General features: G+C 65.5%; 13 protein-coding genes and 1 pseudogene. 7 read left to right on the top strand and 7 right to left on the bottom strand.

What is annotated here, in order from left to right; all coding sequences use genetic code 11:
• Positions 1-73 precede the first annotated feature (73 nt).
• Together fadA6 and VGH54_RS01640 are read left to right on the top strand one after the other, a co-directional pair.
• Positions 74-1,234: a steroid 3-ketoacyl-CoA thiolase FadA6 gene (fadA6, locus tag VGH54_RS01645; protein WP_331510192.1), complete on the top strand. Its 1,161-nt coding sequence runs from the start codon at positions 74-76 to the stop codon at positions 1,232-1,234.
• 102 nt (positions 1,235-1,336) lie between these two features.
• A complete protein-coding gene (locus VGH54_RS01640; RefSeq protein ID WP_331510191.1) occupies positions 1,337-2,206 on the top strand; it encodes a hypothetical protein in 870 nt (289 codons plus the stop codon).
• A 72-nt stretch (positions 2,207-2,278) separates the two neighbouring features.
• On the opposite strand, the gene VGH54_RS01635 is transcribed toward VGH54_RS01640, so the two are convergent.
• Positions 2,279-2,863: a TetR/AcrR family transcriptional regulator gene (locus VGH54_RS01635; RefSeq protein WP_331510190.1), complete on the bottom strand. Its 585-nt coding sequence runs from the start codon at positions 2,861-2,863 to the stop codon at positions 2,279-2,281.
• An 84-nt stretch (positions 2,864-2,947) separates the two neighbouring features.
• Between VGH54_RS01635 and VGH54_RS01630 the strand changes: the two genes are divergently transcribed.
• Both VGH54_RS01630 and VGH54_RS01625 read left to right on the top strand, forming a co-directional pair.
• Positions 2,948-3,664, top strand: coding sequence for a DUF899 domain-containing protein (locus tag VGH54_RS01630; protein ID WP_331510189.1), 717 nt, complete (start codon positions 2,948-2,950; stop codon positions 3,662-3,664).
• Entirely contained in the window at positions 3,661-4,050 is a 390-nt protein-coding gene (locus VGH54_RS01625; RefSeq protein ID WP_331510188.1) for a VOC family protein, read from the top strand. Before VGH54_RS01630 ends, VGH54_RS01625 begins: the two co-directional genes overlap by 4 nt.
• Before the next feature lie 14 nt (positions 4,051-4,064).
• On the opposite strand, the gene ipdC is transcribed toward VGH54_RS01625, so the two are convergent.
• Genes ipdC through echA20 form a run of 4 tightly spaced genes read right to left on the bottom strand, consistent with a single transcriptional unit; the run spans position 4,065 to position 7,514 of the window.
• Positions 4,065-5,126 (bottom strand): (3aS,4S,5R,7aS)-5-hydroxy-7a-methyl-1-oxo-octahydro-1H-indene-4-carboxyl-CoA dehydrogenase, encoded by a 1,062-nt coding sequence (gene ipdC, locus VGH54_RS01620; RefSeq protein WP_331510187.1) that lies wholly within the window; start codon positions 5,124-5,126, stop codon positions 4,065-4,067.
• On the bottom strand, positions 5,126-5,878 hold the full coding sequence (gene ipdB / locus VGH54_RS01615; RefSeq protein WP_331510186.1) for a cholesterol ring-cleaving hydrolase subunit IpdB: 753 nt from the start codon (positions 5,876-5,878) through the stop codon (positions 5,126-5,128). Before ipdB ends, ipdC begins: the two co-directional genes overlap by 1 nt.
• Positions 5,875-6,759 carry a cholesterol ring-cleaving hydrolase subunit IpdA gene (gene ipdA / locus VGH54_RS01610; RefSeq protein ID WP_331510185.1) on the bottom strand — a complete coding sequence of 295 codons (885 nt, stop codon included), beginning with the start codon at positions 6,757-6,759 and terminating at the stop codon, positions 5,875-5,877. The genes ipdB and ipdA overlap by 4 nt, the downstream gene beginning before the upstream one ends.
• On the bottom strand, positions 6,756-7,514 hold the full coding sequence (echA20, locus tag VGH54_RS01605; protein WP_331510184.1) for a (7aS)-7a-methyl-1,5-dioxo-2,3,5,6,7,7a-hexahydro-1H-indene-carboxyl-CoA hydrolase: 759 nt from the start codon (positions 7,512-7,514) through the stop codon (positions 6,756-6,758). The genes ipdA and echA20 overlap by 4 nt, the downstream gene beginning before the upstream one ends.
• A gap of 67 nt (positions 7,515-7,581) precedes the next feature.
• Between echA20 and VGH54_RS01600 the strand changes: the two genes are divergently transcribed.
• From VGH54_RS01600 to VGH54_RS01590, 3 genes are read left to right on the top strand one after another with little or no spacing between them, the layout of a single operon-like run.
• Positions 7,582-8,367, top strand: coding sequence for an SDR family oxidoreductase (locus VGH54_RS01600; protein ID WP_331510183.1), 786 nt, complete (start codon positions 7,582-7,584; stop codon positions 8,365-8,367).
• A gap of 13 nt (positions 8,368-8,380) precedes the next feature.
• Entirely contained in the window at positions 8,381-9,286 is a 906-nt protein-coding gene (locus VGH54_RS01595) for an SDR family oxidoreductase (protein ID WP_331510182.1), read from the top strand.
• A gap of 24 nt (positions 9,287-9,310) precedes the next feature.
• Entirely contained in the window at positions 9,311-10,021 is a 711-nt protein-coding gene (locus VGH54_RS01590) for an MBL fold metallo-hydrolase (RefSeq protein ID WP_331510181.1), read from the top strand.
• On the opposite strand, the gene VGH54_RS01585 is transcribed toward VGH54_RS01590, so the two are convergent.
• Together VGH54_RS01585 and VGH54_RS01580 are read right to left on the bottom strand one after the other, a co-directional pair.
• Positions 9,996-10,925 carry a phosphoglycerate mutase family protein gene (locus VGH54_RS01585; protein WP_331510180.1) on the bottom strand — a complete coding sequence of 310 codons (930 nt, stop codon included), beginning with the start codon at positions 10,923-10,925 and terminating at the stop codon, positions 9,996-9,998. The two genes, VGH54_RS01590 and VGH54_RS01585, sit on opposite strands and share 26 nt — an antisense overlap.
• A 141-nt stretch (positions 10,926-11,066) precedes the next feature.
• Positions 11,067-11,275: pseudogene (locus VGH54_RS01580) on the bottom strand (oxidoreductase); the annotation flags it as partial.

Genomic DNA, 11,275 nt, shown 5'->3' with positions numbered 1-11,275 from the left:
TCACCGCTGTGCAGGTGGGTCAAAAATATCTCGCCATCGTTCTGGGCGGGATCCAGAAAGAAGGAGTCTGAACATGCCGGAGGCGTACGTCATCGATGCTGTGCGTACCGCGGTTGGCAAGCGCGGCGGTGGGTTGGCCGGGATACACCCGGTCGACTTGGGTGCCCTGGGATGGCGCGGACTGCTGGACCGGGTCGACGTCGACCCGGCCGCCGTCGACGACGTGATCGCCGGCTGCGTCGACGCCATCGGAGCACAGGCCGGCAACATCGCCCGGCTCTCGTGGCTGGCCGCCGGTTACCCCGAAGAGGTTCCCGGCGTTACCGTCGACCGGCAGTGCGGTTCCAGCCAGCAGGCTATTTCCTTTGGCGCGCAAGCGATTATGGCGGGCACCGCAGACGTGATCGTGGCCGGCGGCGTGCAGAACATGAGCCAGATCCCGATCTCGTCGGCGATGACCGTCGGCGAGCAGTTCGGCTTCACCTCGCCGACCAATGAGTCCAAGCAGTGGCTGCACCGATACGGCGATCAGGAAATCTCGCAATTCCGTGGCTCTGAGTTGATCGCCGAGAAGTGGAACCTGTCTCGCGAGGAGATGGAGCAGTACGCGCTGACCAGCCACGAGCGCGCCTTCGGTGCGATCCGCGGCGGACACTTCGACAACGAGATCATCGCCGTGGAAACCGAACACGGTGTGTTCCGCGTCGACGAGGGGCCGCGCGAGTCGTCGCTGGAGAAGATGGCCGGCCTGAAGCCGTTGGTCGAGGGAGGCCGCCTGACCGCCGCGATGGCCAGTCAGATTTCTGACGGTGCCAGCGCGGTGCTGCTGGCGTCCGAGCAGGCGGTCAAGGACCACAAGCTCACGCCGCGGGCGCGTATTCATCACATCAGCGCCCGCGCTGCCGACCCGGTGTTCATGCTGACCGGCCCGATCCCGGCCACCCGTTACGCGCTGGAAAAGACCGGCCTGTCCATCGGCGACATCGACACCGTCGAGATCAACGAGGCATTCGCGCCGGTCGTATTGGCCTGGCTCAAGGAGATCAAGGCCGACCCGGAGAAGGTCAACCCCAACGGGGGTGCGATCGCACTTGGCCACCCGTTAGGTGCAACCGGTGCAAAGCTTTTCACCACCATGCTCAACGAACTGGAGCGCATCGGCGGCCGGTACGGCCTGCAGACCATGTGCGAAGGCGGCGGCACCGCAAACGTCACGATCATCGAACGGTTGTAGTCCGGCGGAGGCCGAGCGTGCACCACACGACGCCTCATCGGAGAGTCGCGTCGCGAGATTCACAGTCGAGGGCTTGTCGGTGCTCGTTGGCAGCATCGGCGCATGAAGGAATTGGGCTGGCCATTTCTTAGCTCTGAAGCGCTGGCTGCGAAGGCGCTGCCGGAACGGGCAATGCGCGCGCTCTACGACCCGGTCTATCCCGGCGTGTACGTGCCAGGCGGCATCGACTTGACGGCGGTCCAGCGTGCGGAGGCGGCGTGGCTGTGGTCACGACGGAAGGCAGTCGTTTCCGGGCACTCGGCCGCTGCGCTGCTCGGCGCCAACTGGGTGGACGCAACGCTCAACGCTGAGTTGATCTATGCCAACCGCCATCCGCCCGCTGGCATAGCTGTCCACAGTGAGACGCTGCTCGCCGACGAGGTTTGGGAGGTCGGCGGGATCGTCGTAACCAGCCCCGCCCGAACGGTATTCGACATCGGTCGGCGAGTGCGCAGTCGGCTGCGGGCGATACAGCAGCTTGATGCCTTGGTGCATGCGACGGATGTCAAAGATGTCGATGTCGAGGCGATCATGCCTCGACACTTCGGCGCGCGCGGCGTCGTGAGGCTCCGGCGGGTTCTGCCGCTGGTCGACGGCGGCGCAGAATCTCCTCAGGAGACCAGGACACGGCTCGCCTTGGTCGATGCGGGAATTCCGGCTCCGCGAACGCAGATCGTGGTGCGTGACGACTACGGCGAATTCGTGGCCCGCATCGACATGGGTTACGACGACTTGCGGGTCGGCATCGAATACGACGGGCCGCAACATTGGACAAACGCTGAGCAGCGCGATCGTGACATAGATCGGTATTCGGCCTTGCTCGACTTGGGTTGGGTGATCGTCAGGGTCAGCAGTGAATTACTCAAATACCGGCAGGAGACTTTCATCTCCCGTGTCGTCGCTGCAATGCAAACAGCTGGATGGCGCTCATGACGGCGAGCGTGAACGATGCGACGCCAGATCGGCGGGTCGCGTAGCAGGTTGCACGCTCGGCGGCTGAACGCGTCAACGCACGACCCCGGCGACGATGTCATCGACTGTGCGCCGCGCCAACGCCTCGACATCGCGGCGGCCGGCGTAGCGCAGCGGTCCGTCCAAGACGAGTTCGGCGAACCCGTGCACCGCAGACCAGCACGGCCATTCCGCGCCATCGCGTCGTTCGGGGGCGAGTACCCCTGCGGCCACCATCCCGTCGAGGGCATCGACCAACGCCAGATACGGTGGAGCACCGGCAGTTTCATCGGGGTCGACTGCTCCGAAAAATGCCACCGCGAACCATCCTGGCTCGTCGAGTGCAAATTTGATGTAGCCCATCCCGACCGCGCGCAGTTGATCCGCCGCGCCTCGCCGGTGCGACGAGCGCGCCATCCGTGCCGCCATCCGATGTTGGATTGCGCTGGCAACCGCGCCGAGCAGGGCTTCACGATCGGCGAAGTGACGATAGGCGGCGTTGGGTGAAACCCCCGCCCGCCGAGTCGCTTCCCGGATGGTGAGCGCTTCCGGCCCGCCGGTCCGGGTGAGGGCCAGTCCGGCGTCGATCAACGCCGTGCGCAGGTCTCCGTGGTGGTAGCCGGTCTTCAAGGTAGCCAACTCTTGACCCCCCTCGACGCCGAAGTGTACGGTGTGAACATTAGCATGTTGACAGCGTGAACATGGACATCGGAGGGGATCGTTGTGACAACCGCAGGATTGCCGCCCGTAGTGGACGAGCAAGTCTGGCTGCGCGAACTGGAAGCCCTGCGTGTTCGGGAGAAAGCGGCCACCCGTGAGCTTGACGCCATCGCGGCGCAGCGACGACGGCTGCCGATGGTCGCGATGCCGGACTACGTTCTGGAGGGCGAGAACGGACCCGCGTGTCTGGCCGAGATCTTCGACGGGAAGTCGCAGCTGATCGTGTACAACCACATGTGGTTTCCCGATGAAGAGTGGCAGTGCCCGGGGTGCACCGGCTTCACTTCTCAGTTCACCAGGCTGGAGTTTCTGGACAACTACGACGCCCGGTTCGTGATCGTCACCCAAGGACCCATCGACGAAGCACTCGCCTACCAGCGGCGAGTGGGCAACAAGATGACCTGGTACTCCACCGCGAACAGCTCGTTCGGCACCGATGTCGGCGCCCCACCCGGCGGCGGATTCGCGGTGAATGTCTTTCTGCGCGACGGGAATCAGGTGTACCGCACCTGGCACACCAACGGCCGCGGAACCGAGCAGCTGAGTCACTCGTTCGCGTTGATCGATCTACTGCCCTACGGCCGTCAGGAGGAGTGGCAGGACTCTCCAGAGGGCTGGCCGCGGTCACCCACCTACAGCCGCTGGGCCGGATCGCAAGACATAGCGCGCGCGTACGGCGCTGATACCGCAGAAATCAACCAACCCGAAGGAGCAAGATGACCAAAACGACGACCGGCCTGACCACGATGAGCCTGGTGTGCGTGCCGACACCCGAGCAGGACAAAGCGGTCGCGTTCTACGAGTCCCTCGGGTTCGAGAAGCGAACCGACCAGCCGTTCGGTGGCGAGTACCGATGGATCGAGGTATACCCACCCGAGGGCACGACCGGCATCGCGCTTGCTCCACCCCCACCTGACGGCGGGCCAGTGCAGCCGACCAACACCGGTATCACGTTGACCACCAGCGACATTGACGCCACCCATGCGGCGATGAGGGAACTCGGCGTCGACGTCGACGCGCAGGTGGCGCGGATGGGTGAGCCGGTTCCACCGATGTTCTGGTTCCGCGACCCGACCGGGCACACGCTGATGGTCGTGGAGTCCTGACGACCAGAGACCTGTTAGTCCTGGACTAGCGCCGACGCGGCCTGCAAGTGCTTGACCGCCTCGGCGACGATCGACTCGATCAGCTCTGCGCACGACGGTAGGTCGTCAACGATGCCGGCAACTTGCCCAGAGGCCAGCACGCCCGCGTCGGTGTTGCCCTCAACCAGGCCGGCTTTGAGCAACATCGGCGTGTTGGCGGCCATCAACACCTGCGACCAGGACAGGTCCTTGCCGTGCCGCATCGCCAGGCCGTCGCGAATCATCGAGGCCCATGTCATCCGTGACATCTTCTTGAACTTCGCGGCGTTGCCGATGGCAGCGGTGAAACCCCTTGCTCGAGAACCGCTTTCCAGCTTCTCGACGAGGCCGGTGCGTAGCACGCGGTGCGGCATGCCGTCGACTCGCGTGGTGACGACGGTGCCGTCGAGCGCGGACTGCAGATAACGCTGCTTGACCGCGTCGGGCACGGTGGAATCCGAGGTGAGCAGGAACCGGGTGCCCATCGCCACGCCGGCGGCGCCGTATGACAACGCCGCCGCGAGCCCGCGGCCATCGAAGAAGCCACCCGCCGCGATCACCGGAATGCTGACCGCATCAAGAACCGAGGGCAACAGCAGGGTCGTGGCGATCGGCCCGGTGTGCCCGCCGCCTTCGCCGCCCTGGACGATCACCGCGTCGGCGCCCCAGGAGGCCACTTTGCGGGCGTGCTTGGCCAGGCCGACCGACGGAATGACGACTGAGCCCGCGTCTTTGAGCTTGCTGATCAACTCCTGTTTGGGCGCCAACGCGAATGATGCGACCTTGACGCCTTCGCGAATCATCAGATCCACCCGGTCGCCGGCATCTCCGGCGTCGGCGCGAATGTTGACACCGAACGGTTTGTCGGTGGCCGTTTTGACCTTCCCGATCGCGGCGGCTAGTTCGTCGAGCGTCATGGTGGCCGAGGCCAGAATACCCAGTCCGCCCGCATTCGAAGTCGCCGCCACAAGACGCGCGCCGGCCACCCAGCCCATTCCGGTTTGCACCACCGGGTGCTCGACGCCGATCAGCTCGGTCAGTGGCGTGCGCAGTTTCATCAACGTATCTCTCGGTCGCGCCATGCTTTAGGGTCGATGACCTCGCGGATCAGCCGCAACTCGTCGTCGGTCGGGAGCCTGGACTCGTCCGCACCGTCGAGGCCGTGCACGTCGAACGAGGTGTTCTCGCGGACCTCGTCGGCCGAGACGCCTGGGTGCAGCGACAGCACCCGCATCGTGCGGTCCGGCCCACCGAAGTCGAACACGCCAAGGTTGGACACCACCCGATATGTGTTGGCGAACCGGAAGGCCGGGTTGTCGGTGTCCACGTTGTCCCAGCCGACACCACAGACCACGTCGACGGTCTCGCAGAACACTCGCTTGGAGTGGCTGCCCACCCAGTAGCTCGTCGCGTGGTTGATGGCGTTCCCCGGTGCGCCGCGGACACCGAACATCTGTCGTTTCGGCTGCTGCAACGGCCCGAACGCGGAGATGTTCTGATTGCCATGGCGGTCAACCTGATTGGCGCCCATCACCACGTGCCGGCGTCCCCAGGCCAGCGTCTCGAACACCCGGCCGAAGGGCATCCAGCCTTCGACGGGTCCGGTCTTGCCGAGTGCCGGGGTGTCGGCCAGCAGTTGCGCCTCGCCATCGGTCAGCAGGATGTCGGGGGAGAACGTCAGCCGGGCCAGCCGCGCGCCGACCGACGCCATGTTCGTCATTGGGCTGACCATGATCTCGCCTGCGTCGCGGAACAAGTCGGCGCAGGCGGCTGCGCACACTTCGGCGCGGGTGCTCGCGGTGTCGGTCACGACGACGCCTCCTCTGCGAACTTACGCACGGCCGCCTGGTATTCGGCTTCACCGCCGGACAGATAGGTCTGCACGAACGTCTGCCAGCCCTCGTCGGTTGCCGCGGCCTCGGCGTAGTGCCGTTGGAATTTCTCGTCGCGGCCGTAATCCGGTGCCGCGGTGGTGAAGTGCGCGCCACCGGCCGCCTCCACGACCCCGTCGACCATCATCCGGTTCACCAGCAATGCTTGCGGCGGAACGGCTTTGACCAGTTCTTCGGTCGAGACGAGGCGGTCTACCGAAAGGTAGCGCCGCTCGGCGGCCATCAAGAAGAGGTCGTCGAAGTAGGGGTCAATGCCGGTGTAGGCGGCGTTGCCCCGTTCGTCGCCGAGGTTGAGATGGACGAACGCGGCGTCGAGGTTCAGCGCAGGCATCGCGAGCAGAGTCTCGTGTCCGCCGTCCGGCGCCGGGTAGGGGCTGGTCACTGTTCGCAGTTCGCCTTCCCAGAAGTCCAGAACCGAACTGCCCAACCCGGCGCGAATCGGCAGGAACGGCAACCGCTGCGCCGCTGCCTGCAATCCGCATCGCAGCATGCCCTCGTCCATTTCGCGTGCCTCAAGTGTTCCGCCGCTGCGGGCCTTGGCAAACCACGGGTCGTAGAACGGCGGCGAGTCCAGCGAGACGAACCCGTAGTAAACCCGTTTGACCTTGCCGGCCGAACAGAGCAGCCCCAAATCCGGTCCGCCGTAGGTCACTACGGTCAGATTTGTGACGTCGGTGCGAAGCATGGCCCGCACAAACGCCATGGGCTTGCGCCGCGATCCCCAACCGCCGATACCGATCGTCATGCCGCTGCGCAGTTGCGCGACGGCGTCGTCGAGCGTGGTTCGTTTGTCGCTCACTCTTTTTTGCCCTTCGCGGTACCGGCGAACGCGTCGCGGTGCTCGTCGGCCACCCCGGCCAGGTTGAGCTCGAAGGTAAAGCCTTGCTCCATACGGTAACTGGAGTTGACCCGCTGCACGTCGATCAGGTTCAGCGCTTCCTTGGCCGCGCGGATGACGCGGGTGTCCTTTGCTGCGATGTCGCGCGCCACCCGCAGGGCGGCTTCGTCGAGTTCCTCGCGCGGCACCACCTCGTGCACCGAACCGAAGTGGTGCAGGGTGGCGGCATCGACAGTGGCCGCGGTGAAGAACAGTCGCCGCATCAGGTGCTGCGGCACCAATCGGGACAGGTGGGTCGCTGCGCCCAGCGCGCCGCGCTCGACCTCCGGCAGCCCGAACGTCGCATCCTCGGAGGCCACGATGACGTCGGCGTTGCCCACCAGGCCGATGCCGCCTCCGACGCAGAAACCGTTGACTGCGGCGATCACCGGGACCGCGCACTCGTAGACCGCGCGGAAGGCGGCGAAGCAGCCGCGGTTGGCATCGATGAGCGCGGTGAAGCCCTCGGTGCGCTGCATCTCCTTGATGTCGACCCCGGCGTTGAACCCACGGCCCTCGGCCCGCAGGATCACCGCGTGGGTGGTCTGGTCATTGCCGGCGGCGGTCAGCACCTCGCCGAGTTCGAACCAGCCGCGTGACGGGATGGCGTTGACAGGGGGAAAGTCGACGGTGACGGCGACTATCCCCGGTTCGACGGTGCGCGACGTAATAGTCATCGAGATCCTCGACCACTTCCTTGGGGGACGATTACCTAAGCAAGCACTTGCTTGGTACGCTAGCACAGTGACCCATGCCGATGGAGGCCCCGCGTTCAGCTTCGGGCTCAGCGGCCGGGTTGTGCTGGTGACCGGCGGCGTTCGAGGGGTAGGTGCCGGGATCAGCGGCGTTTTCGCCCAGCAGGGTGCCACCGTAGTCACCTGTGCTCGGCGAGCGGTTGAAGGCCTGCCCTACGAATTCCACCCCTGCGACATCCGCGACGACGACGCGGTCAAGGCGATGGTCGACGCCATCGTGGACCGGCACGGCCACCTCGACGCCATCGTCAACAACGCCGGAGGCTCGCCCTTCGTTTTGACGGCGGAGTCCAGCGCGAAGTTCAACCGCAAAATCATCGAGCTCAATCTGCTTGGTGCACTGTCGGTTTCCCAGCACGCCAACGAGACGATGCAGAACCAGCCGAGTGGCGGGTCGATCGTCAACATCTGCAGCCTCAGCGGCCGACGGCCGTCACCGGGCACCGGCGCCTACGGGGCGGCCAAGGCGGGCCTGGAAAACCTCACCCAGACGCTGGCGGTGGAGTGGGGCCCAAAGGTGCGGGTGAACGCCTGCGTGGTCGGCATGGTCGAGACCGAGCAATCGGAGCTGTTCTACGGCGATGCCGAATCGATCGCCGCGATTTCGAAGAACGTGCCGCTCGCGCGTCTCGCCACACCCGCCGATGTCGGTTGGGCCGCAGCGTTTCTGGCCTCGGACGCGGCGGCCTACATCAGCGGTGCCTCGTTGGAGGTGCACGGCGGCGGCGAACCGCCGCATTATCTGGCCACCACGAACGCAAGCGCGATCAAGTAGAGGAGTCACGGGTATGGGTGTAGTCGACGGCCGCGTCGTCATCGTCACCGGAGCGGGCGGCGGTATCGGGCGCGCGCACGCCTTGGCCTTCGCCGCCGAAGGCGCGCGCGTCGTGGTCAACGACATCGGTGTGGGCCTGGACGGATCCCCCGCAAGTGGTGGCAGCGCGGCCCAGAGCGTCGTCGACGAGATCACCGCTGCCGGCGGCGAAGCCGTCGCCAACGGCTCCAACATCGCGGACTGGGATCAGGCCGCCGCTCTGGTCCAGACCGCCGTCGACAGTTTCGGTGGCCTGGACGTGCTGGTGAACAACGCCGGCATCGTGCGCGACCGGATGATGGCCAACACCAGCGAAGAGGAGTTCGACGCCGTCATCGCCGTACACCTCAAGGGTCACTTCGCGGCCATGCGGCACGCGTCGTCGTACTGGCGCGGGCTGAGCAAAGAGGGCAAAACCGTTGACGCGCGGATCATTAACACCAGTTCCGGCGCGGGCCTGCAGGGCAGTGTCGGCCAGGGTAACTACAGCGCCGCCAAGGCGGGTATCGCGGCGATGACGCTGGTCGCCGCCGCCGAAATGGGCCGCTACGGGGTCACGGTCAATGCGATCGCGCCGTCGGCCCGGACCCGGATGACCGAGACCGTGTTCGCGGACATGATGGCCACCCAGGACGACGACTTCGACGCGATGGCGCCGGAGAACATCTCGCCACTGGTGGTGTGGCTGGGCAGCAACGAATCTCGTGACATCACCGGCAAGGTGTTCGAGGTCGAGGGCGGCAAGATTCGCGTCGCCGAGGGCTGGGCGCACGGCCCGCAGATCGACAAGGGCGCTCGTTGGGATCCCGCCGAGTTGGGACCCGTCGTCGCCGACCTGTTGGGCAAGTCGCGGCCGCCGGTCCCGGTCTACGGGGCCTGATCCCCAGGCCTGCTCTGACTGCCTGTGCACTTCGACTGGGAGTCGTTGACCGACAGCGTGCATCGCTGCCGGCTGGCATTTCTCGACGTCACTGTCGGCCTGGTGCAGGGCAGTACCGGAGTGTTGCTGGTCGACACAGGTACCACGCTCACCGAAGCGCGCGCGATCTATGACGACGTGCGCCTGATTGCCGGGCGCAGCGTGACCCATGTGGTGTTGACCCACAAGCACTTCGATCATGTGTTGGGCTCCGGGGGATTCGCAGATGCTCAAATATTCTGTGCACCGGAAGTTTTGGACTACCTCACATCCGATATTGCTCGGCTCCGCGACGATGCACTGAGTTACGGGGCCGACGCCACTGAGATCGACCACGCGATCGCCGCACTGCGGGCGCCCCAACACGCCGTCGACGACGCAGTTCTGGACCTGGGGAACCGCGAGGTGGCCATCGCACGGCCGGGGGGCGGCCACACCGACGCGGATCTCGTCGTCTCGGTGCCCGGTGCCGCCGGCGAGCGGACCGTGGTCTTCGCCGGTGATCTCATCGAGGAATCCGGCGACCCGGCCATCGACGCCGATTCCGATGTGACGGCGTGGCCGGACACGCTCGACCGTCTTCTTGCGATTGGCGGGCCCGATGCCATCTACGTCCCGGGACACGGGCGTGTCGTGGATGCGGAATTCGTCCGCCATCAACAAGATTGGCTTAGACGGTACCGCCCAGGGCCGTGACGATATCGTCGAACACCGCGACGGGGAACTGAGCCAGCGCCGTGTCGACTTGGGTGAGGCCGGTCTGAAGCGCGGCATCGATCGTCGCCGAATTACCGGTCAGCAGAGCCTCGTAGATGTGGTAGTCGGCGAATTGCGGCGCCTCGATCAGGCTGCGGAAGTCGACGAACAGGTCGGTTGCCAGCCCCGGATCCTGCGGTACCGGCGTCCCGTCGTAGCTGACCAACGTCCAGTCTCCGGGCTGGCCTTCGACGACGACTTGGCCCGTGGTGGGTAGGAAACCGCCGGTCTTTTCCACTTCCTGCAGGAGGACGGAGAAATCGGGGTTGTTGACGTTCATCAGCGTCCAGACGGCGATCGCGCCTTCGCTGGAGAACGCGACGTCGGTCGGGGTGCCGGTCGCGCTCGCGGTGGTGTCGTAAATGTGTTGTACGGCGCCACTGAAGCTTTCGTCGAACGTCACGCCGTTGACGCTGGGATCGCCGATATCCGGGACCAACACAGCGCCCATCGCCCAGGAGAGTGGGCCCAGTAGGTACAGGATGCCTTCGAGGCTGGTGGTCGGGTGCCCTTCGAAGGCGCCGGCGGGAATCTCGTTGAGCCCGGCCAAGGTGTCGAGCGTGGTGGCATGTCCGCTAGCCGCCAGCTCTTGAGCCAACGGCGCCGCGGTCTCCGCCGTCCTGAGCTCCTGCGAGTCGAAGAGCCCGCCGAAGTTGGTCCCGAACTCGTTCTGGATTGTGGTAGCGATGGCGCTTGCCTGACCTTCGCCAGTCGTGTCGAGTGGTGTTCCGGGCGGGGTCGTGTCGATGATGCCGGCTTTGTTGTCGATCGACTCCGCGTGCCGGACGAAGTCGATGATGATCGACCCGTCGTCGGCCCGGGCCAGCGCCGGTCCGATGGACATCAGAGCAGTCGAGAGGAAGCCAGCAGCAGCGAAACGGAGCCGATTTCGATTGCCCATGAATTCCCCCTTGGCCGTGAGCATGGCAGCGAGCAATCTACCGCAGTCAACCGCGAGGTTTAAGCCGAATCCGGTAGGGCGGACCTAAATGCGGCCAACCTCCTGCAGCCCGTCGATCGTCTCGGCGAGCGTCTGCGCCGCGTCCCGTTGCGTGATGCCGAGGTCGCGTTCGGCAGGGGTGTCATCTGCGGGCGGCATCTGGGTGTAGTACTGCATCGCCGCGGAGTTGATCGGAGTCTCAAACGGCAGATGATCGCCGATGACGTCGAACAAGCGCCCCAGGGCGCGCAGTC

Origin of the sequence: Mycobacterium sp. (assembly GCF_036488105.1) — a bacterium.
Lineage (GTDB): Bacteria > Actinomycetota > Actinomycetes > Mycobacteriales > Mycobacteriaceae > Mycobacterium.
The sequence above is the reverse complement of the archived record's forward strand: the minus strand, read 5'-3'. Positions and strand labels throughout refer to the sequence as shown.

Coding starts and splice junctions, on each gene's coding strand:
- fadA6 (WP_331510192.1), top strand. CDS start 74: ATGCCGGAGGCGTACGTCATCGATGCTGTGCGTACCGCGGTTGGCAAG.
- VGH54_RS01640 (WP_331510191.1), top strand. CDS start 1,337: ATGAAGGAATTGGGCTGGCCATTTCTTAGCTCTGAAGCGCTGGCTGCG.
- VGH54_RS01625 (WP_331510188.1), top strand. CDS start 3,661: ATGACCAAAACGACGACCGGCCTGACCACGATGAGCCTGGTGTGCGTG.
- ipdC (WP_331510187.1), bottom strand. CDS start 5,126: ATGAAACTGCGCACGCCACTGACCGAGCTGATCGGCGTCGAGCACCCG.
- echA20 (WP_331510184.1), bottom strand. CDS start 7,514: ATGACTATTACGTCGCGCACCGTCGAACCGGGGATAGTCGCCGTCACC.
- VGH54_RS01595 (WP_331510182.1), top strand. CDS start 8,381: ATGGGTGTAGTCGACGGCCGCGTCGTCATCGTCACCGGAGCGGGCGGC.
- VGH54_RS01585 (WP_331510180.1), bottom strand. CDS start 10,925: ATGTCCATCGGACCGGCGCTGGCCCGGGCCGACGACGGGTCGATCATC.